The 19,840-nt window shown below is 39.8% G+C and carries 24 protein-coding genes and 1 tRNA gene; 23 read left to right on the top strand and 2 right to left on the bottom strand.

Annotated features, from left to right (window positions below):
- Window positions 1-62 precede the first annotated feature (62 nt).
- The 23 genes from Q0K03_RS04445 (at window position 63) to Q0K03_RS04335 (ending at window position 19,433) form a co-directional block, all read left to right on the top strand.
- Window positions 63-410 carry a terminase gene (locus tag Q0K03_RS04445; RefSeq protein ID WP_297238148.1) on the top strand — a complete coding sequence of 116 codons (348 nt, stop codon included), beginning with the start codon at window positions 63-65 and terminating at the stop codon, window positions 408-410.
- Window positions 400-2,142: a terminase TerL endonuclease subunit gene (locus Q0K03_RS04440; RefSeq protein ID WP_297238145.1), complete on the top strand. Its 1,743-nt coding sequence runs from the start codon at window positions 400-402 to the stop codon at window positions 2,140-2,142. Before Q0K03_RS04445 ends, Q0K03_RS04440 begins: the two co-directional genes overlap by 11 nt.
- Window positions 2,143-2,152: 10 nt before the next feature.
- Window positions 2,153-3,376, top strand: coding sequence for a phage portal protein (locus Q0K03_RS04435; protein WP_297238143.1), 1,224 nt, complete (start codon window positions 2,153-2,155; stop codon window positions 3,374-3,376).
- Window positions 3,357-3,941 (top strand): HK97 family phage prohead protease, encoded by a 585-nt coding sequence (locus tag Q0K03_RS04430; protein ID WP_297238141.1) that lies wholly within the window; start codon window positions 3,357-3,359, stop codon window positions 3,939-3,941. The genes Q0K03_RS04435 and Q0K03_RS04430 overlap by 20 nt, the downstream gene beginning before the upstream one ends.
- The gene (locus tag Q0K03_RS04425) at window positions 3,938-5,596 is read left to right on the top strand and encodes a phage major capsid protein (RefSeq protein ID WP_297238138.1); all 1,659 of its coding nucleotides are present in this window, start codon (window positions 3,938-3,940) and stop codon (window positions 5,594-5,596) included. The genes Q0K03_RS04430 and Q0K03_RS04425 overlap by 4 nt, the downstream gene beginning before the upstream one ends.
- A gap of 10 nt (window positions 5,597-5,606) precedes the next feature.
- Window positions 5,607-5,885, top strand: coding sequence for a hypothetical protein (locus Q0K03_RS04420; RefSeq protein WP_297238136.1), 279 nt, complete (start codon window positions 5,607-5,609; stop codon window positions 5,883-5,885).
- Entirely contained in the window at window positions 5,882-6,226 is a 345-nt protein-coding gene (locus tag Q0K03_RS04415) for a hypothetical protein (protein ID WP_297238134.1), read from the top strand. The genes Q0K03_RS04420 and Q0K03_RS04415 overlap by 4 nt, the downstream gene beginning before the upstream one ends.
- Window positions 6,201-6,539 (top strand): hypothetical protein, encoded by a 339-nt coding sequence (locus Q0K03_RS04410; RefSeq protein WP_297238132.1) that lies wholly within the window; start codon window positions 6,201-6,203, stop codon window positions 6,537-6,539. Before Q0K03_RS04415 ends, Q0K03_RS04410 begins: the two co-directional genes overlap by 26 nt.
- On the top strand, window positions 6,539-7,012 hold the full coding sequence (locus Q0K03_RS04405; protein WP_297238130.1) for a hypothetical protein: 474 nt from the start codon (window positions 6,539-6,541) through the stop codon (window positions 7,010-7,012). Before Q0K03_RS04410 ends, Q0K03_RS04405 begins: the two co-directional genes overlap by 1 nt.
- The gene (locus tag Q0K03_RS04400; RefSeq protein ID WP_297238128.1) at window positions 7,005-7,682 is read left to right on the top strand and encodes a phage tail protein; all 678 of its coding nucleotides are present in this window, start codon (window positions 7,005-7,007) and stop codon (window positions 7,680-7,682) included. Before Q0K03_RS04405 ends, Q0K03_RS04400 begins: the two co-directional genes overlap by 8 nt.
- Entirely contained in the window at window positions 7,666-8,082 is a 417-nt protein-coding gene (locus Q0K03_RS04395; RefSeq protein WP_297238126.1) for a hypothetical protein, read from the top strand. The genes Q0K03_RS04400 and Q0K03_RS04395 overlap by 17 nt, the downstream gene beginning before the upstream one ends.
- Window positions 8,083-8,269: 187 nt before the next feature.
- On the top strand, window positions 8,270-10,402 hold the full coding sequence (locus Q0K03_RS04390) for a hypothetical protein (RefSeq protein ID WP_297238124.1): 2,133 nt from the start codon (window positions 8,270-8,272) through the stop codon (window positions 10,400-10,402).
- Window positions 10,403-10,406: 4 nt separating this feature from the next.
- Window positions 10,407-11,120, top strand: a complete 714-nt coding sequence (locus tag Q0K03_RS04385) for a hypothetical protein (RefSeq protein WP_297238122.1) — start codon at window positions 10,407-10,409, stop codon at window positions 11,118-11,120.
- A complete protein-coding gene (locus Q0K03_RS04380; protein ID WP_297238120.1) occupies window positions 11,117-12,991 on the top strand; it encodes a phage tail spike protein in 1,875 nt (624 codons plus the stop codon). The genes Q0K03_RS04385 and Q0K03_RS04380 overlap by 4 nt, the downstream gene beginning before the upstream one ends.
- Window positions 12,991-13,467 carry a hypothetical protein gene (locus tag Q0K03_RS04375; protein WP_297238118.1) on the top strand — a complete coding sequence of 159 codons (477 nt, stop codon included), beginning with the start codon at window positions 12,991-12,993 and terminating at the stop codon, window positions 13,465-13,467. The genes Q0K03_RS04380 and Q0K03_RS04375 overlap by 1 nt, the downstream gene beginning before the upstream one ends.
- 21 nt (window positions 13,468-13,488) lie before the next feature.
- Window positions 13,489-15,378: a hypothetical protein gene (locus Q0K03_RS04370; RefSeq protein ID WP_297238116.1), complete on the top strand. Its 1,890-nt coding sequence runs from the start codon at window positions 13,489-13,491 to the stop codon at window positions 15,376-15,378.
- Window positions 15,379-15,489: 111 nt separating this feature from the next.
- Complete coding sequence (locus Q0K03_RS04365) at window positions 15,490-15,882, top strand: hypothetical protein (protein WP_297238114.1); 393 nt, start codon at window positions 15,490-15,492, stop codon at window positions 15,880-15,882.
- A gap of 51 nt (window positions 15,883-15,933) precedes the next feature.
- Window positions 15,934-16,314 (top strand): hypothetical protein, encoded by a 381-nt coding sequence (locus Q0K03_RS04360; protein WP_297238112.1) that lies wholly within the window; start codon window positions 15,934-15,936, stop codon window positions 16,312-16,314.
- A 10-nt stretch (window positions 16,315-16,324) separates the two neighbouring features.
- The gene (locus Q0K03_RS04355; protein ID WP_297238110.1) at window positions 16,325-17,086 is read left to right on the top strand and encodes a hypothetical protein; all 762 of its coding nucleotides are present in this window, start codon (window positions 16,325-16,327) and stop codon (window positions 17,084-17,086) included.
- 12 nt (window positions 17,087-17,098) lie between these two features.
- Window positions 17,099-17,365 carry a phage holin family protein gene (locus Q0K03_RS04350; protein WP_297238108.1) on the top strand — a complete coding sequence of 89 codons (267 nt, stop codon included), beginning with the start codon at window positions 17,099-17,101 and terminating at the stop codon, window positions 17,363-17,365.
- Window positions 17,365-17,691 (top strand): hypothetical protein, encoded by a 327-nt coding sequence (locus Q0K03_RS04345; protein ID WP_297238106.1) that lies wholly within the window; start codon window positions 17,365-17,367, stop codon window positions 17,689-17,691. Before Q0K03_RS04350 ends, Q0K03_RS04345 begins: the two co-directional genes overlap by 1 nt.
- A gap of 12 nt (window positions 17,692-17,703) precedes the next feature.
- Window positions 17,704-18,774 carry a GH25 family lysozyme gene (locus Q0K03_RS04340; protein ID WP_297238104.1) on the top strand — a complete coding sequence of 357 codons (1,071 nt, stop codon included), beginning with the start codon at window positions 17,704-17,706 and terminating at the stop codon, window positions 18,772-18,774.
- A gap of 74 nt (window positions 18,775-18,848) precedes the next feature.
- Window positions 18,849-19,433 (top strand): CHAP domain-containing protein, encoded by a 585-nt coding sequence (locus tag Q0K03_RS04335; RefSeq protein WP_297238101.1) that lies wholly within the window; start codon window positions 18,849-18,851, stop codon window positions 19,431-19,433.
- Between the two features lie 30 nt (window positions 19,434-19,463).
- On the opposite strand, the gene Q0K03_RS04330 is transcribed toward Q0K03_RS04335, so the two are convergent.
- Both Q0K03_RS04330 and Q0K03_RS04325 read right to left on the bottom strand, forming a co-directional pair.
- A tRNA-Arg gene (locus Q0K03_RS04330) sits at window positions 19,464-19,538 on the bottom strand.
- Between the two features lie 111 nt (window positions 19,539-19,649).
- A partial coding sequence (locus Q0K03_RS04325; RefSeq protein WP_297238099.1) for a hypothetical protein occupies window positions 19,650-19,840 on the bottom strand: 191 nt, incomplete at its 5' end.

Genomic DNA, 19,840 nt, shown 5'->3' with positions numbered 1-19,840 from the left:
TGGCTTTCCAACTCTGAGAAGAATTTGAAAAAGGACGCGGGACCGAGGTGGTGAGGCATGAAATGACGAATAAAAAGCGAAATGACAAGCGTTATCAGATAGTGAAGAAAACTAAAGAAAATATGCTTAATCTCGGTGTTTATCGAAAACAATTCGATCCAACGATTCGAAGGTATGCGAATTTGAGGTTGATGTATGATGACTTGAACAGAATAGTCGAAAATAAACTGAAAAAATCGAATGAGATATATGACAAAGAATTCAAGCAATTAGAAAATTTGCAGAAATTATTGATAGATTGTGAAAATACTCTAGGACTGACTCCAAAAGGATTGAAAGCTTTACAATCAAAAAGTATGGAGCAGCCGAAGAAATCACTGCTTGCCGAGGTGTTGAGCGGTGGAATTTAAGGGAAAGTATGCGAAAGAAGTCAGGGAGTATTGCGATGGATGTCTTTCCGGGAAAATAAAGGCAAATCATTATCGAAAGAAAGCAATCGAACGATTTTATCGAGATCTTGAAGATGATCGTTATGAATGGAAGCCGAAAGATGCGGATTTTGTCATCACGATCATAGAACGATGTATCTGTCATCAACAGGGCGAGAATCAACAGGGAGTACCTCTAAGAGATACTCCTTTTATTTTGATGCCGTTTCATAAATTCATCATCTACAACCTTCTTGGGCTTTACCAGAAAGGAACGAATATTTGGAAATACCATGAGGCATTGATATTCATTCCAAGGAAAAATGTTAAGACAACGTTTTCGGGAGCGTTGGCATGGGCACTTGGAATATTGATGAGGAAGAGTGGTTCGAAAGTTTATGTAGTGGCCGCTGCTTTAAAGCAAACGCTGGAAACATTTGGATTCATCAAATACAACATCGTCCACATGGGAGAAGATGATCAACACGGAGGTTTATTTCATATTATCGACAACAACAATGAACATTCCTTAAAAGCTGAATTCTCGGATGGAATGTTTGAACTAAATGCGTTGGCTGCGAATCCTGATGCGCAGGATTCATTCAACTGCAATATCGCTATTGCGGATGAGATCCATGCTTTCAAAAAACCGAAACAATACAATTTGTTCAAGGAAGCAATGAAAGCTTACTCGAATAAATTGATGATTGGTATTTCAACTGCCGGAGATGATCCAAATGGATTCCTGGCGCAAAGAGTTAAATATTGTAAAAGGGTGTTGGATCAAGAGATTGATGACGAACAGTATTTCATTTTTATCTGTGAGGCGGATATGACGGAAAATGATGAAGGTGGAAAGTTCCTCGACTACATGAACCCGGATGTTCAGGCAATGGCCAATCCGGGAATCGGCGAATCGATTCGGTCGGAGGACCTGATGAACGATGCGGTCCAGGCGCAAAACGATCCGCAGCAAAGAAAAGATTTTTTCGCAAAATCTTTAAATGTATTCACGAACCAGATCGATACATATTTTGATATGGCGATGGTCCAGACATCCGATATGAAATACGATTGGACGATTGACGATTTGGTCAAGCTTCCAATCAAATGGTATGGCGGCGCCGATTTATCCAAGCTGCACGATTTGACCGGAGTCTGTATTTATGGTCGCTATAAAAATATAGATATTTGTATCAGTCATGCATTTATCCCGATTACCACAGCTTACCAAAAAGCGGATGAAGATAACATCCCGGTATTCTGGTGGGAGGAAGAAGGATGGCTGACCACTTGTAATTCAAACGTTATTGAATATGAAGACGTGGTGCAATGGTTCATCAAGGTGAAGAAACTTGGATTCAATATCCGATGGGTCGGATATGACCGAAGATATAGCCGAGAGTTCATCTTGAAAATGAAAAAGGCAGGAATCAAGATCCGTGACCAGAAACAGCTTTACGTTGAAAAAACGGAAGCGTTCAGGGAAATTGAGAAAAAGATCCGTATGCAGGAGTTCTATTATTGCCACAACAAGGCGTATGAATACTGTATCGGCAATGTGAAAGTCGCAGAAGATTCGGATGATTTTGTCAGATTCCAAAAGGTTATGCCAAATCAACGAATCGACCTGTTCGATTGCAGCGTGATCGCTTGTAAACAGTTACTGATTGCGAGCGAGAAATCACAGTCTGCATCGCAGTGGTTAGATTAGGAGGTTTAAAGTGTCGAAAAGAAAAAAGAAAAAAGCATATCAAAAGTCAAATCCACCTAATCAGACTCGAAGTGCATCCAGTTTTGCGCTGACACAGCTGGATTGGGAAAGTTTGGCTTATGAAGGATATATTCCGTTGAGCAAGACTCCAGAGATCGTGAGTGCTGTGAATAAGATCGCATCGTTAATTGGTAGCATGACGATCCATTTAATGCAGAATACATCAAACGGAGATCAGAGAATCAAAAACCAATTGTCGAAACTGATAGACATCAAACCCAATCCTTTCATGGTTAGAAATACTTTTATCAGTGCATTGGTCCGTTGCTTGCTTTTGGACGGCGATGGGAATGCCGTGATCTACCCAAGAACACAGGATGGATATGTAGAGGGTCTATATTTGATTCCTCCTGGACAAGTCAGCTTTATTGATGATCAAAACTACGGGTACTACATGTCCTACATGGGACATCGGTATACGAATGAAGATCTATGTCATGTAGTTTTGAATCCAGATCCATATCATCCCTGGAAAGGTACAGGGTATCGGGCATCGCTACGAAGAGTTGCGGATACTCTCAATCAGGCACAAGCTACGAAAAAAGGATTCATGGAATCGAAATGGAAACCATCGGTCATTGTGAAAGTAGATGCCATGACAGAAGAGTTCTCTTCAAAGGCAGGTAGAGAAAAGCTTTTGGAAAAATATGTAACTTCATCAGAAGATGGTACACCGTGGCTCATTCCAGCTGACGGATTTGATGTGGTTACAGTAAAACCACTGAGTCTTAACGATCTTGCGATCAAAGATTCAGTTGAATTGGATAAGAAGACGGTATCGTCATTGCTCGACATACCGCCTTTTGTTTTAGGAATTGGATCATTCAATCAACAGGAATGGAACAATTTTGTAAACACACGGATAAGGGGAATCTGTACAGCAATTCAACAGGCCCTTACCGATACATTGCTTATCAACCCGGATTGGTATTTCCGGTTCAACATTAGATCGCTTTATTCCTATGACTTACAAACGCTCTCGACGGTGGGATGTAATTTGTATACACGTGGAATCGTGGACGGGAATGAAGTGCGTGATTCTATGGGCTATTCACCGAGGGATGGTCTGGATGAACTTGTCATTTTGGAGAACTATATACCGCAGGGAATGATAGGAGATCAGAAGAAACTCGAACAGACAGGAGGTGGAAGCGATGGAGAAAAGAACGGATAGACGAATCATCCGTAGTATTCATTCTGATTTTAAGACAAGAGCTGATGATGGAAAGAAACACATCGAAGGCTACTTTGCCGTGTTTAATTCAAATTATGAATTGTGGGAAGGCGCTTCGGAAAGTGTAGATCCTCATGCTTTTGATAACACGTTGAGCAGAGATATTAGAGCTTTACAGGACCATGATTCTAGATTGGTTATCGGTCGAAACAAGGCGAATACTCTGACTTTGAAAGTGGATGCAAGAGGATTGTGGGGAGATGTCATCATCAACGAGGATGACCAGGATGCATTGAATCTATATGCGAGAGTCCAGCGCGGAGATGTTGATCAATGTTCATTTGGATTCGAAATCAACAAAGAACAATTTGAAGAACGAGCAGACGGAACCGTTCATTGGACAATCGAGGATGTCACTCTTTATGAGGTGTCCGTTGTTACTTTCCCAGCATACGAGGCCACATCCGTATCTGCGAGAAAACGAGATCTAACTGATATCAGAAAGAAAAGTATCGATGTTTTGAAAAGAAACATGATGAAGAAACTCAAAGGAGGAGAAGCATGAGTTTAAAAGTTTTGATGAAACGAAAAGCACTCCAAAACAAGAAACAATCTTTGGAGGAACTTCGAAAAAAAGAGAGTGAATTCGAAAAGCGAGAAAAAGAATTGGAAGATGCCGTAAACGAATTGACTGAAGAATCGACCGATGAAGAAAGGTCAGCAGTTCAAGAAGAAGTCGATAAATTCGAAGAAGACAAGAAGGCACATGAGGAATCAAAAGGAGCTTTGGAAACTGAAATCAATGATATCGAGGAAGAAATCAAAGAAATTGAAGAAAATCAGCCAAAGCCTAATGCAGATCCAATGCCGGAGGAAAAAGGAAATGAAGACCGAGGAGGAATGAAAGAAATGAGTGTAAGAACTAAATTGTTTGGCAACGTTCAGGAACGCACTGAATTGTTCCAACGTGAAGATGTTAAGAAATTTTTGACAGAAGTACGTTCTGCGATCAAAGAAAAACGTACCGTAAACAATGCAGGAGTATTGATTCCTGAAGTACTGTTGCCAGTATTGCGACAAATCGTAGAAGAAAATTCAAAATTGTATAAATATTTACGAGTTCAGGCGGTCAAAGGAACTGCTCGTCAACCAATCATGGGAGATATGCCGGAAGGTATCTGGACCGAAATGGTTGGTGCATTGAATGAATTGGATCTTCAATTCTATCAAGCTGAAGTTGACGGCTATAAAGTAGGCGGATTTGTAGCGATTCCCAATGCATACGTTGAAGATTCTGACGAAGATTTAACAGAAATCGTCTTGGTAGCTATTGGTAAAGCCATCGGAACTGCATTGGATAAAGCGGTAGTCTATGGAACTGGTATCAAAATGCCGTTGGGTATCGTGACTCGATTGGCGCAAGATGCACAGCCTGACAACTATCCTACGAATGCACGCCCTTGGAAAGATCTGAGTGAATCAAATATCAAAACAGGAACTGGAAAGACTGGTTTAGATTTGTTCAAAGAAATTGTTAAATCTAAATCTTGTACTTTCAACAAGTATTCAAAAGGTTCAGTAGTATGGATGATGAATGAAGCAACCCACAATACATTGATTGCTGAATCTATCGGAGCCAACATGAATGCTGCTATCGTTGCTGGCATGCAGAACTCTATGCCAGTCGTCGGCGGTGATATCGTAGAATTGGATTTCATTCCTGACAATAACATTGTATACGGTCACTTAGATTGCTATTTGTTGGCTGAACGTGCTGGAACGAAACTTGATGAATCCGATCATGCACGATTCATCGAAGACCAGAAGGTATTCCGCGGAACTGGTCGCTATGATGGTAAACCAATTATCGCAGAAGCTTTCGGAGTATTATCAATCGACAGTACTGCTCCACAGACAAGCGCTACTTTCTTAGGCGACAAAGCTAACGATGCAACATTGCAGGATATCACAGTTGCCGGGACATCTGTGAGCGGATTTGACCCAGATAAATTTACTTATACACAGACCGCAACGGCTGGGAAAGCCAAAGTTGATGCCGTTCCGACGGAATCTGGTGCTAAGGTAGAAATGACATATGATGGCAAAGCGATCAATAACGGTGCGGAAGTCACTATTGCAGCAAACAAAGTTTTGAATATCAAAGTCACTAAGGGTATGTCTGAATTGAATTACACTGTAACAATGTCTGTAGGCGGATAGAGGTGATTATATGCCTCAAATGGATGCAGAATCCAAATTAATAGTCCTCAAACATAACTTGCAAATTATTACAAATGCGAACGATAAATACTTGAATATTTTGCTCGATCAAGCGGAAGCACTAATGAAAAGAGAAGGAATAATGAACGACGATACAGATGATTATCATCTGGCCCAAATTGATTATGCAGCATATCTTTTCCGTAAACGTGCCAATCTTGAAGCAGGATTCCCAACTCATTTGAGATATGAACTGAATAATATTTTGTTCAGTCAAAAATCAAAATGACATTCGATGATGGAATCATAGGCATTTATGAGCGCATAAATACAGCCGGCAAAGGAGAACTTCCTAAGCCGGCTTTGCGTTTAAAAAGCCGACATTATTTTTCATATGAAGTGTTGGGTTATAACCGCTATTACGAGGCGAAAAAAATTCAAGATGAGATTTCGGATGTTATTGACATAGAGAGAAACAGAAACATATCGAACCAGGACATCGTAGTAATTGAAGATGATGATAGTCAGTATCAGGTGTCTATGATACAGCATGCATTTGATGAAGACGGATTGAAGATCACAAGGATCACTTTATCGCATATCAATGAACAATTTAACTTCGAAACTTAAAAAGTTTAGAAATGCACTGAATAACATCGATTTTGATCATATCTATCATTATGATGCCGGGGACTGCGAATCCAAGAGATATATCGTTTGGCAAGAAGAAGGAGAAGGCGAATCCAATTACACGAACAATCGTTTGGACAATCAAGTGATTCAAGGGTCTGTGGATCTATATGTAGTTGATGAATTTGACGAACTAATCGATAAGATCCAGGAATCACTTGATAAGGATTCCATCGCCTTTACTTTATTGGCAGTGCAATATGAAACATCCACAGGATTTATCCATTACACATGGCAATGGGAGGTTTCTTGATGGCAACGATCGAATTGGGAAAAGGATTTGATGAATATTTGAAAAAGCTGGAATCCCTTGAAAAAAAGGATACAGTACCGATGCTTAAATCTTCTCTATATGATGGTGCCGGATATGTCGCGGATGCGATCCGCCAGGAAATAGAAGCTTTTCCTGGAGGCAAGAAAGCATCCAATGGACCAACCGATAAAGATATTGCAGATCTTAAACAAGGTCTAGGTATATCTCCAATGGAATTCAAGAATGATGATGTTTCTGTGAAAATCGGTTTTGCAGGTTATGGACATGTTACAAAAAAATATCCTAAAGGAGTTCCGATTCCAATGACAGCAAGAGCTATCATTGCCGGAACTTCTTTTCGTCCGAAGGATGATTTTGTTGGTCGAGCGGTAAGAAAAGCTCGAAAACGAAGCATCAGTATCATGGATGAAAAAATAAATGAAGAATTAGAAAGGAAGATGAATAATGGCTAAAAAAGGTTTAAGCCGTTTGTTTATGGCGGAATACGAGTATTCGGAAGAAACGAAGAAAGTAACATATACAAATGGTTGTGAAAACGAAAAATTAGCTTCTTACTCAACTGAAATTTCATCCTCTGAAGCATCAAATTTGTATTTGAACAATGGAATTGCAGAAACAGAGGGTGGAACTTTTACAAATGGTACTTTAACTTTAGAAACAGGAGATTTATCACCTGAAACAAGTAAGATGATGTGTGGCTTGAAATCCAATGAAATTACATTGGATGACAGCTCTCAAACTAAAGTTACGGAAACAATTTGGGATGATGATCTACACCCAGTAAATCTTGGGGTTGGACTTATTGAACTTCATCAGAAAAATGGAGTTGAATTTCATCGCGCTGTGATTTTACCTAAAGTATTTTTCAACATTCCAAGCGGTTCAGCTACTACAAAGGGAGAGACAGTCGAATGGCAAACTCAGGAAACATCTGGTGTAATCAATCGTTCTGATGAAGTTGATGAAACGACTAAGCACAATCATCCTTGGCAGTTACATGCCGATTGTGAGTCAGAAGAGACTGCAGTAGCATACATTAAAAAGGTTCTGAATATCACTGATCCTGTTCAAAAAGCATCTGCGCCTCAAAGCGAGAGTGGAACAAATGCTGATCAAGCTTAGCTATATAGACATTGGGGAACATAAGTACCCGATGTCTTTTTCTATTGCTTCTGGAAGACAAATGGGAGGATTTATCAAACTCACGAAAAATTTTGATAAAGATTCGATGGACCTTCCTCAAGTCGCTCAGATTTTAACAGATCTTCTATACGCAATGATCTATTCAGGGTGCGCCTATATGAACCGTATGCACTTGCCGGCATATGAAGAAGCTCCGGTAGATTCAAATGGGAAATTCATTCCGTTGAAAAAGGAAGATCTGGAAGTTCTTATTCCGCTAGAACCGGAAGCGTTAAATGAACTCACTGGAAAGATAAAAGAATGTATCAATCTTGGAAAGCAGCGAGATATCAAAGCGGTCGAGAATAAAAATCTAAAAAAAAAGAAACAAAGACGTTAAAAGGTGATCCTAACCTGTATCTTGTTTCGAAAGCCTTTTCGATTGGTATCCCGACAGATCTTGTCATGCATATCCCAAAAGGGGAATTAGAAGATCTGGTTGATGCCAATTTAATTTTGAACGGATATTGCGATGAATCCGTTCAAGAAGATTTCATTGATATTTCATTAGATTAGGAGGTGATTGCATGGCTGGATATGATATTGGTCCTCGGATTTCAATAAAGGGAGAAACCGAATTTAACGAATCGATCAAGAAGATCAATCAAAATTTAAAGCTGTATGGTTCAGAAATCGATGCAATCACTGAGCAGTATAAGGAGCAAGGTGATACACAGGAATCCTTGATCCAGAAGAATACTCTTTTGTCTAAAAAGATCGACGAACAAAAAAATAAGCAAAAGCTTTTGGCCGATCAAATTCAAAAGCACACGAAATATCTTCAGGAGCAGCAGCAAGAGATCAATCGATTGAGCCAGGAATTTGGTGAAAATTCAACTCAAGTTCAAAAAGCGCAAAGACAGTATGCAAATACAGAGAATACGATCTCGAATCTTCAGGTTGCGTATAACCAGTGCCAGACTTCAATCAATAAGTCTACAAACGCTTTGGACAAGAACGAAAAAGCATTAAAAGACCTAAAGTCTGGTGCCGACAGCGCGGAAAACGCTGTGAAAAGTGTTGATAATGCAATGGATCAAGCAGGTGATTCAGCGGATGAGTTGAATCAAAACTTCAAAGCAGCGTTCAGCGCAGAAGCAGTAGGAGATTTCGCGCAAGGAATCATCAGCAATATGCAGTCTGTGGTGGAAGAATCCAAAGAGTACATGCGAATCATGGCTTCTTTGGAAACGTCTTCCAGACAGTTGAACTATACGAACCAAGAAACCCAAGAAACATATTCGGCATTTGTCGGTGTATTGGGAGATACACAGACCGCCGCAACGGCAACCGCTAACCTCCAATCTTTAGGATTGCAGCAAGATCAATTGATGCAGATGACATATGGTGCGATTGGTGCTTGGGCGCAATATGGAGATTCTATTCCAATCGACAGTTTGGCAGAAGCGATCAATGAAACGGTACAGACAGGGACTGTCACCGGTACTTTGGCAGATATGCTCAACTGGGCCGGAACTTCCGAAGATGCGTTCAATGAGAAGTTAGCGAATTGTTCGAGTGCATCCGAAAGAGCCAACTTGATCCTGCAAGAAATGGCAGATCAAGGTTTGATGAATTCTGCCAATGCTTGGATGGACAACAATAAAGCCTTAGTTGATTCGAACAAAGCGCAAGATGATTACAATAAGGCAATGGCCGATATGGCTGAAACAATCATGCCATTGTTTACTACCGTTGCTCAAGTGGTCACAGACATCGTCAATATCTTTAACAGCCTTCCGGCCCCAATCCAGATTGCCATTGTAGCCATCGTGGGTATCGTGGCTGTCTTGGGAATGTTGGCGCCGATCATCACGGCCATAGGTATGGCCAGTTTGGGAGCAACGCCAGGTGTTGGCGCTTTAAGCATTGCATTGTCGCCAATCACATTGATCGTTCTGGCAATCGTTGCGGCTGTTGTTGCACTGATCGCCATCATCGCGAACTGGGGAACAATATGCGACTGGTTCAGTGAAAAATGGTCGCAGTTTACCACCTGGCTAGGTGACAAATGGGAGGCTTTTAATTCATGGTTTAGCGAAAAAGCGGATGCGTTTGTTACTTTCTGGAAAGAATTGCCAGGGAATATTTGGGGATGGATCTCAAGTCTACCGAAGAAAATCTGGAACTGGGGAACTGAAATCATTACCAACTTAAAAGAAAGTATCTCGAACAAGATCAATCAGATCCGTCAGACGTTTGACAATATCGTCGATACTATCGCCGATAAAATTGGTGGCCTTCCAGGAAGAGCGTTGCGCTGGGGTAAAGATATGATCGATAACTTTATCGATGGTATAGCCTCTAAAGTGGACAGCCTATTTGGATGGGTTGGAGATATCGCTGGAGGAATTGCCGATTTCTTAGGATTCTCTGTTCCCGAAAAGGGCCCAATGAGTGATGCTGATAAGTGGATGCCGGATATGATGGATCTGTTATCGTCTGGTATCAAAAATAACAAACAGAAAGTCCTTGATGAAGTCTATTCATTAGCGGATATGATGCGTATTGATCCTTCATACGCAAACACAAGCCATATGATTACAGAATCTACCACGGTAGTTCCAGTAGAAGTATCCTTGGATGGAAGAGTCATCTCAAGATCGGTTGAGCGTCATACGGGAAATCGTCAATCGTCGATTCAAGTCATGAAGGGGTGATCGTATGTACAATCGAGAAGATTTATTCATCAATGATCAGTCTTGTATAAATATCGGTTTATACCCGGCAGAATTGCCGGGTATTTCTGTTCCAGCACGTCAATACAATGAAACTACGATTCCAGGACGTGATGGAATCTTTTATGAAGACCTTGAAACGTTTGACGATATCAATCAGTCTGTTAAGTTCAATTTCCGCGCTAGAAAAGGACAAACCGTTGATACATCATTCAGGCAGTATCGAAGGTTTTTAAGAAACGCAAAGACCTATGCCAAACAGTCAGATCCAACAGTCTTTTATAAGATCAAAAAAGTAACGATTGGTGATCTATCAAGAGGTACTTCTTTTACGATAGGAACATTTGATTGTGAATTTGTCCTTGCACCTTATGCTTATTTACAAACCGGTGCGGTAGAGTATCCAATCCAAAAGGTTGTGAACAACCCTTTTGACGTCTGTCATCCTATTTACATATTAAAAGGCAACGGATCGTGCAATTTGATCATCAACGGAAAATCTATGAAATGTAATGTTTCAGGAAAATTGTTTATCGATACAGAATTGAGACTGGCATATCGTTCTAATGGCGAATGGGTCAATTCAAGTGTTTCTGGCAATTATGAAGATCTATATTTGCAAAGCGGATTGAATTCTATCAAAGTAACGAATTCATCTATTCTTTTAAGGGTTATACCAAATTGGAGGTATGAACCATGATCCAATTATATAAACAAGGGAATGAAAATTTCGATATGAATGGAGATGTAGTTCTAGAGCCTACATCTTGTACTGCTCATTTTGAGATCAATTCGGAATGGACCGTAGAATTGATCCATCCTATCAATGAACGTTCAGATTTTATCCAGGCAGGAGCAGTTATCAAAATCCCAAGTCCATATGGTGACTTGCTTTATGAGATCAAAAAATCTAACAAGGCAGATTACGATGTCCAGGCTACAGCCTATCCGTATTTTATGAAGGCAAAAGGAAGATGCCCGATGATATGGGATACAAGAGTAGTCAATGGAACTCCTCAAACCGCTTTAGATGCTTTTTTGTCGAATGGCTTTGAAGGCGATTCGGATATCATGGATCTTAAAACATGCTATTTCGAGAACATGAATGTCATTGAGGCCATCAATGGAGATACAGACAACTCTATCCGAAACAGATGGGGAGGAGAGCTGGCCTGGATCAATAACAAAGTTTTGATCAAAAAAAGATTAGGATCTGACAATGGAGCGCGTGCAGAATTCGGATACAATCTTTCAGGCATCGAAGAAGATATTGATTTTTCTGAAGTCGTAACACGGATCTATCCGAAAGCATATGATGGTTATATGTTGCCGGATCATGAAGCAATCAACAGCTCTTTGATCAATAAATATCCAGAACCTTATCCCAAGATCTATGAGTATTCGAACATCAAGCTTCGAACAGATGAAAATATGTCCGAATCGGACGGAGATATCATCTGTGATACGTTGGATGAACTTTATGCAGCCTTACGCGAATCAGCTGCAAAAGAGTTTGAGAATGGTGTGGATCTGCCAAAGATCACATACACAGTTAGTATGGTCGATCTATCACGATTGGATGAATACAAAGAATTTGAAGATCTTGTCAAAGTTCAGCTAGGAGACACAGTCCATGTCAAACACCGGAAACTTGGAATAGAAACGACTCAAAGGGTAGTTTCCATCGATTATGATTGTATATTAGAAAAAATAGACAGTATGACTTTAGGAACTGACACCACCGGATTCTTTGACAGCGTAGGAACTGTAACATCTAGTTTCGATAAAGTTGTCGATACAAAAACAAATACGTTGATTGCGGACAAGATCCAAGGAATCATAAATGCTGCCAACGCTTCTTTCAAAGCTCAAAAAAATGTTGCTCAAAAACAAGATATCAGAGCGATGCTGTTTGAGGACACCGATCCTGACAGCGATACTTTTGGAGCTTTATGTCTTGGGACACAAGGATTACAAATTGCCAAAGAAAGAAATGAAACAGATACAGATTGGGATTGGGGAACTGCAATCACGTTTGAATCTGTAATTGCTGACTATATAATTACCGGAATTCTATCGGACAAATCCGGTAATTTTTATTTGAACATGGATTCAGGAGATCTTGTCATGAAAAACGGGACTTTCTCTGGCGAAATCAATGGATCAAATATTAACGGTGGAAATATTGATATCCAAAGTGTTTTGAAGGTTGGAGAAAAGATCATTCTTTCAAATAATCTCATAAATTATGGGGAAGGATCTCGTGGTGAAATTACAGTCGGAAAAGATGAATCAAATGCAAAAATAACAATGAATGATATTGATTATGATGTGGGATTGAGCGAAAGCGAAGTTCGTATTAGTGGTGGAGACGATTGCTTTATTCGAGTGAACGAAGTAATTCCTTCAAGCGGGAACAAAGTAAATGAAATTCACTTATCAGCTGGAGAGAATTCTTTAGGAATCGATAGCTATGGGATCAGAGTGAACGGTAATCGCGGTCTAACAGGAACATATACTGTGAATAATTCAATCAGTCTTCAAGAAGGATTGGTCACGGGGGTCAGCTAATGGCACAGTCATTCCAAGTATTCCATGATACGTACATTGGTACGGCTTATGATGTTGATGGCTCGGCAGGACCTCAATGCTGGGACGGATATGCGTTCTACGATCAGTGGCTCGGTTATCCATATGTAAGCTGTACGGCTACTGGCGGTGCACGTGATCTTTGGGAACAACGCGCAACCAATGGAATGCTGGACAACCATGAAGTAGTTACTGGCGCTTTGCAGAATGGTGATATTGGCGTTTGGGGAGCTAATATGGGTGGCGGATATGGTCACGTTGCCATGTATTACAACGGTAAGTGGATGGGCCAAAATCAAGGTGGTGTCTCAGCCTACACCGATATCAGTATTCCTCAATCTCCAATGGGTGCGTTTAGGCCAAAATGTTATAAAAACGGACCTGGTGGAACAACTAAGAAATTTAGAATCACATGTGTTTGTGGACTGATTACTAAAGTTGAAATTGTAGAAGTATAAGGGTAGAAGGGAGTGATGCCTATGAACCCTATTAAAATAAATTTGAATACAAAAAGTATGGCTCAAACCATTGAAGTCAATCAAGGAGACAGCGGAAGAATCATCAGCTGTGCTTTAGATGAAGATGTATCGAATTATTTAGTCTATGCTCAAATTAAATTGCCTAGCGGATCATATGTGAGAACAAATTGTGATGTAGACGGTAATGTAGCTACGTTCCGCCTTCCGCTAGATGCAACAGTTGTTCCAAATGAAACTTTGGAAGCTAATTTATTAGTAAAAACAGATGCAACCACAGATTACGAAGATCTTTTGCTATGGAAACAAAAAGTAGAATCTGGTCAAACAGTTGTGCTGATCGAATCTACAGAAGAAACAGATGTAAATGCTATCGATGGTGAGATATTAAGTGATGCCTCCATCAGCTCATTTATGTTTTATATCCATGTAAATCGAATAGCTGTTCAACCCGATGATCCATATCAGGAAACTTTAGAGGAAATGCAGCAAGCAATCCAGGATTGTAATGATCAACTTGGATTGATGGAGTCTGCGACAACAGCAGCAAATAACGCTGCATCTAACGCTAACGAAAAAGCCGGTGCTTGTGAAACCGCCAAAACCGAATGTGTAAATGCGACATCTGATTGTACTGAGATTACTGAAACCGCAGAAGTCTATGTTCCACAAGCACAACAAATTGTAGAAACATGGCAAGATGTAGATGTATCAGGCGTAGCGGTTAATGGTGTACAGTCTACAAATTCAACCTTTAGCGGTGAAACATCCGATTGCGGAGTTGAACTAAAAAAAATAGTAGGAAAAACCGTCCAAAACGGAACGCCTAGTCCAGACAGTCCAGTTCCGATTGAAAACGTGAAAATCGACAATATTTATTCGTTTAGCGGTAACATGGTTGATTTAGACAGACTAAAGTCTAATGCAAACGTATCGTTGACTAGGTTAAACGATAGAACGGTCAAATTGGTCGTTGACGTTGTAAGAGACTTTCCAAAGTGTGAATACGCACTCAATAACGAGGAAATAGAGTTTTTAAAAGGCAAAACAATTAAAATCATTTGCGACAGTTTAACTGGTAGCAGTGTTTCAAAACTTTTCCAGTTTGTCTGTATTAGTCCTAGCGGAAAAAAATATATCAATTCAGGACAAGCAGTTAATTATATGCAAATCCCAGAAAATGCAACAGGGCTAACCATTCAGTTTTTTGTTGTAAATACTGCTGATACGGACAATGTTGCAGTTGGAGATTGGGCGACATTTGAAGCACCTAGAATCGTATTGTATGATTCAGACGACCAATCATGGAAGCCATATGGATTTAGTGCGACAGAAACCAATCTAACACTAGCCGAGGGCGACACTTATGAAAACGGAAAAGTGACGAGGGTTAGAAAACAAGTTACGTTTGACGGAAGTAGTGATGAAAATTGGAGTATGGATCAATCTGGATCAGTATATAGATTCTTTATAAACTTTTCAGATTCGCTAAATAGCGATGGCAGAAGTGAAGTTAAATGCAACCGTGGAATGTTCAATAATAATAATAATAATAATATAGGCACTATATTTATTATTAAAAAAATATGTTATTACATTCCGCCACAAGACATCACTACTGTTGAGGCATTTAAAACATGGCTATCAACTAACAATTTAGTTGTCGAATACGAACTCGAAACACCAACAACAGAGGAATTTAAAATACCTACTATTCCTAGTTATGAGCCATACACTCAAATATCAACAAATTCAGTTGTAGATCCTACGATTACGTTTAGACCGTTGCCTTTTACGGAATGTCTCGGTAGATTGCAAGAACTATATGATTGGTATCTTAAAGTTATCGCAGGGCAGACTAGTGTTCTAATTGATACAGAGGAGGGAAGCTAATGAAAGTTAAATCTTTAGGTGTTGAGAAGTACATTGATACTTCTCAGGAAGATGCGGTCGCAGCTAATATCACCTTAAACAGTGAATATTTAGATACAAAGGAGGTAGCTTATGCTTAGCGCCAAGAGTTTAGGAGTAGAAAAACAAATTCCACTAAATCCTGATATGACCTATACAAAGCCGACTATCAGTACAAGTGGAAAGAAATTTTCTGAAGTGTCGAATGGGTTTGTGGTGTACAACAAATATGAGGCCATTTTTAGCGGGTATTTAAAAATGAAGGATGGAGTTGTAAATGCGGATGAAACGCTATTAACTCTACCTTTCAAACCTAAATATCCTAATGCGTATATAAATGGTCGAGTATCAGGAAACCCTATGACCATTTATGTTGATCAATATGGCAATCTTAAAAAGCAAGCCCCACAGACTTTCGAAGATGGAGATCTTGTTTTCATCGTAGGAAGTTTCTCAATCTCAAACGGGGGGGGGGGTAACTCTTAAGGGGTTACTCTCAAAAATAAAGCACTTCTTCAATAGAGAGGAGGTGCTTGCATGCTAAATGTTAAATCAAATGGAACAGCCAAAGAAATGCTGAAATACCAAGATTTACAGAACTATATGGTTAAATTGGTCGAAAGCTATGGATTCACTGTATATGGATGCAGATCAGGGCATATGGGATTTTTGTATATTGTCGGGGATAGTCAAGGTTCCATTGGATCACACGAAATTACGATCCCTGAAGAATGGTCAACAGATTCTTTCTATTGTATTTATACATTTCCTTCTGACAATACAAATAGCCCTGCAAAAATTACCTTTACTCAAAATAAAATTAACATTTATTCTATTTTGAATAATTGGAGTGATTCTAGGTATCTGTGTGTGACAATTGCTTGTGCATTTAGATTAGACCAATTTAACAGACCATAAGGAGGTACTTATGACAACTTTAAAACTTGCCGACGGTAGTCAATACAATCTTACTACTGCCGGCTTTTCTTATGCCGATGCTGAAAAGCGGACAATCGGTTTAGAATTGCTTACGAATCAAACATTGGATGAGGTTATCACCACATTTGGTGATAAATCGAAAACATCTAAAATGACAGTCTCATTGGATAGCGATGTAGATGGTCCAACGTATGAAGGATATACAGAGCTTGTCAATTCCTATGCAGTCAAAAAGGACGTTCAAGGTTACTCGAATAAAATCAGTATCAAATTGAGTACTCCTGAAACAGTTATCGACAACGAGGAATTATCGGTAGCTATTACCTATGCATCTGAGAATATCCCTGATGAATTGGCTGCTGAGTGTAAGTCCATTTTCGAGAATTGGGAAGGCCTTGCCGAAGGTACGGAAATCAAACAAGGGAAACGTCTTAACTACAATGGCGGTCTTTGGAAATGTGCTAGAACACACAACAAACAGTCCGACTGGTATCCGGGTGCAGAAGGAACTCTATTCGAGCAGTTAGATGCAGAAGAACACGCAGGAACTCAAGAAGACCCTATCCCAGTTCCTGATAGCGTAACAACAAGTGGATTTACGTACGTGTATGGCAAATATTACCAAGAAGGCAGTGATATTTATCTTTGTCAACGAGGAAGCGTAGAAGACCCTGAATCGATGTATGGTCAAGAAGTCAAATTGAACTATGCACCGTCTGCTTTGATTGGTCATTATTTCGTAAAAGTTTAGGAGGTATAAATTATGGATTTTTCACAATTAACTGAGTATTTTGTAGTAGTTGTTTTGGTGGCTTGTTTGGTTATCGGTTATATTCTGAAAACCGGTTTTGATTTTATTCCAAACAAATATATCCCAACCATTCTTGCTTGCGTAGGAGCTATATTAAATGGCATTGTAAGCGGTCCATCGGTAGAAGCCATCGTTTACGGAGCTTTGATGGGCTTAGCAAGTACAGGGCTCCATCAAGCGTTTACTCGATTTGTAGAAGGTACAAAAGAGGCTGAATAATGGATCAAATGTTTAGCGATGTAGTCATAGCGATCGTAACCGCACTATGTGGCTACATCGTATGGCTTTTAAAAGACATGCGGAAGTCATCTAAGGAAAGAGACGAAAGAGAAGAAATCGAAAAGAGAGCCAACCGCAAAGGAACTAGATGTCTTTTAAGACAACAAATTATCGATTATTACGATAAGTACACGGAACGAGGCTTTATTACTTCTCATGGCTACGAAAACTTAAAGGATATGACAGAAGCGTATGAAGATTTAGGCGGTAATGGTACCGTTCACAAAATGGCAGAAGAATTAAAGAAACTGCCAATCAAGGATTAGGAGGTAAACAAAATGGCATTAAATGGAATTGATGTTTCTAACTGGCAAAATGGAATCAACCTAAGCGTTGTTCCGGCAGATTTTGTGATTTGTAAAGCAACGGAAGGGAATCATTATGTTAGTCCTGATTGCAACCGCCAATACCAACAGGCAAAACAGGCAGGAAAATTGTTAGGTGTATATCACTATGTAAATGGAACAGGCGGAGCAATCGCAGAAGCTCAATACTTTGTAAATAACTGCAAAGGATATATCGGAGAAGCTATGCTTTGCGTTGACTGGGAAGCTCAAGGAAATGGCCAGTGGGGAAACACAACTTATCTAAAACAAGTATTGGATGAAATTTATCGTTTGACCAAAGTCAGACCATTAGTATATACGAGTGCGAGTGTTCTTAGATCTCAAAACTTTGATGCGATTGCCAAAGCCGGATATGGTTTGTGGATGGCCCAATATGCGAACAATAACATTACAGGTTATCAGTCTGATCCTTGGACCGACGGAAAAGGATTAGGAGCTTTCTCTTTTGTAGCGATTCACCAATATTCAAGCCACGGCCGATTGAATGGATATTCAGGCAATCTTGATTTGGATATTTTCTATGGTGACAAGACCGCATGGAAAAAATACGCTCAAGGATATCGTGGAGGAACTGTTGAACAACCTGAAACGAAACCGTCACAGTCTAGTCCTTCTGGATCTACTTTGGACCTAGTTTACAACGTAATGCTTAATAAATATGGTACAGGCGAAGCTCGAAAAAAAGCATTAGGATCTCGCTATCAGGAAGTCCAAGACTTTATCAACCATATCGATCAAGCATCCGCTCAAACGCTGGCAAACGAGGTCAAAAGCGGAAAATATGGAAATAACCCTGTTAGAAAAACTGTATTAGGATCTCGATATGAAGAAGTACAGAATATCGTTAACTCAGGCAGTGCGGTATATTATACCGTCAAAAGCGGAGACAATCTAAGTGCGATCGCTCAGAAGTATGGAACGACCGTTTCACAATTAGTAGCTTGGAATGGAATCAAGAACGCTAACTTGATCTATGCCGGCCAAAAATTAAGAGTTAAGTGATAGAACGTAGAAACGGAGAAAATCTAGGGGATTGGTATTACAAGGCCAATCCCTATTTTCAAAGAGGCTATGGATTGCCAAATTGTACTGCCTATGCATGGGGGAGATTATCTGAGATTTGTAACGATTCTGTTACATTTTACGGAGGCAATGCGATCATGTGGGCCAATAGACCTGAGATGATCAAATTAGATTCTCCTAAACAAGGCAGCTGCATAATCTATAGCGGAGGGATTACGGATTCCAGAGGAAGATTCTGCGGACATATTGGAGTTGTAGAACATTTATACTCTGACGGCTCAATCGATGTGTCTATGAGCTCGTATGGGGGCTATATATGGCGATTATATAGATTAAGGCCTCAAGATAATTACCGTGTGCCTGATACATACGGATTATCTTTCTATGGTTTTTATATGTATACTGGTGTGCAGTCAAAATTAGACGAAGAAGCACGCATCCGTGAGGAACAGAAGAAAGAAGTATTGGAACAGATACAAAAATCCACGGAAATATATTCCGGTCATCCCACGGGAATACTTCAAAATGTACAATCAAAAGTACAATTTGAAAGTGCCAACATTATTGATGCGTTACCGATTTGTATAGTTTTACTGATTTTTCTATTCAACTATTTTTTTCGATGTAAAGGGAGCTAAGCAGCTCCCTGATTTTTTTTATGGGAAAGGCGCGCTGTGTAGGATTCGAACCTGCATCCTTCAGATCCGGGGTCTGACGATCTATCCAATTGGATCTAACAGCGCATACAGACAGTATAGTCTTTGAATCTTACGAAGTCGTGACTATGGGGAGCGATTAGCTCTCTTTTTTTCTTTACTAAATGTGTAAATTATGCGTATTTTTTTCTAAAAATCTTACATAATCACGAATTTTAAGCGATTCAACACCTTTATATAAAGGTCATCAATTGTATATTTTCTTCTCTTTGGTCCCCCTACGCTCCACCAATAGTCGAAAAAGCCGATATTTATCGGCTTTTTAATTTGCAATGCGTAAAATCGTGCGTAACTTTTTCCAATTTTTACTTTTTTGAGATGGCATTTAG

This window comes from uncultured Faecalicoccus sp. (assembly GCF_944327125.1).
Taxonomy (GTDB): domain Bacteria; phylum Bacillota_I; class Bacilli_A; order Erysipelotrichales; family Erysipelotrichaceae; genus Faecalicoccus.
This window is presented reverse-complemented; position numbering and strand designations above follow the sequence as displayed.

What these genes read in the sequence shown, in the direction of transcription:
- Q0K03_RS04355 (WP_297238110.1), top strand. Translation starts at nt 16,325, where the DNA reads ATGACAACTTTAAAACTTGCCGACGGTAGTCAATACAATCTTACTACT.
- Q0K03_RS04445 (WP_297238148.1), top strand. Translation starts at nt 63, where the DNA reads ATGACGAATAAAAAGCGAAATGACAAGCGTTATCAGATAGTGAAGAAA.
- Q0K03_RS04390 (WP_297238124.1), top strand. Translation starts at nt 8,270, where the DNA reads ATGGCTGGATATGATATTGGTCCTCGGATTTCAATAAAGGGAGAAACC.
- Q0K03_RS04410 (WP_297238132.1), top strand. Translation starts at nt 6,201, where the DNA reads ATGAACAATTTAACTTCGAAACTTAAAAAGTTTAGAAATGCACTGAAT.
- Q0K03_RS04430 (WP_297238141.1), top strand. Translation starts at nt 3,357, where the DNA reads ATGGAGAAAAGAACGGATAGACGAATCATCCGTAGTATTCATTCTGAT.
- Q0K03_RS04350 (WP_297238108.1), top strand. Translation starts at nt 17,099, where the DNA reads ATGGATTTTTCACAATTAACTGAGTATTTTGTAGTAGTTGTTTTGGTG.
- Q0K03_RS04385 (WP_297238122.1), top strand. Translation starts at nt 10,407, where the DNA reads ATGTACAATCGAGAAGATTTATTCATCAATGATCAGTCTTGTATAAAT.
- Q0K03_RS04370 (WP_297238116.1), top strand. Translation starts at nt 13,489, where the DNA reads ATGAACCCTATTAAAATAAATTTGAATACAAAAAGTATGGCTCAAACC.
- Q0K03_RS04380 (WP_297238120.1), top strand. Translation starts at nt 11,117, where the DNA reads ATGATCCAATTATATAAACAAGGGAATGAAAATTTCGATATGAATGGA.
- Q0K03_RS04345 (WP_297238106.1), top strand. Translation starts at nt 17,365, where the DNA reads ATGGATCAAATGTTTAGCGATGTAGTCATAGCGATCGTAACCGCACTA.
- Q0K03_RS04415 (WP_297238134.1), top strand. Translation starts at nt 5,882, where the DNA reads ATGACATTCGATGATGGAATCATAGGCATTTATGAGCGCATAAATACA.
- Q0K03_RS04375 (WP_297238118.1), top strand. Translation starts at nt 12,991, where the DNA reads ATGGCACAGTCATTCCAAGTATTCCATGATACGTACATTGGTACGGCT.
- Q0K03_RS04395 (WP_297238126.1), top strand. Translation starts at nt 7,666, where the DNA reads ATGCTGATCAAGCTTAGCTATATAGACATTGGGGAACATAAGTACCCG.
- Q0K03_RS04420 (WP_297238136.1), top strand. Translation starts at nt 5,607, where the DNA reads ATGCCTCAAATGGATGCAGAATCCAAATTAATAGTCCTCAAACATAAC.
- Q0K03_RS04405 (WP_297238130.1), top strand. Translation starts at nt 6,539, where the DNA reads ATGGCAACGATCGAATTGGGAAAAGGATTTGATGAATATTTGAAAAAG.
- Q0K03_RS04425 (WP_297238138.1), top strand. Translation starts at nt 3,938, where the DNA reads ATGAGTTTAAAAGTTTTGATGAAACGAAAAGCACTCCAAAACAAGAAA.
- Q0K03_RS04360 (WP_297238112.1), top strand. Translation starts at nt 15,934, where the DNA reads ATGCTAAATGTTAAATCAAATGGAACAGCCAAAGAAATGCTGAAATAC.
- Q0K03_RS04365 (WP_297238114.1), top strand. Translation starts at nt 15,490, where the DNA reads ATGCTTAGCGCCAAGAGTTTAGGAGTAGAAAAACAAATTCCACTAAAT.
- Q0K03_RS04340 (WP_297238104.1), top strand. Translation starts at nt 17,704, where the DNA reads ATGGCATTAAATGGAATTGATGTTTCTAACTGGCAAAATGGAATCAAC.
- Q0K03_RS04400 (WP_297238128.1), top strand. Translation starts at nt 7,005, where the DNA reads ATGGCTAAAAAAGGTTTAAGCCGTTTGTTTATGGCGGAATACGAGTAT.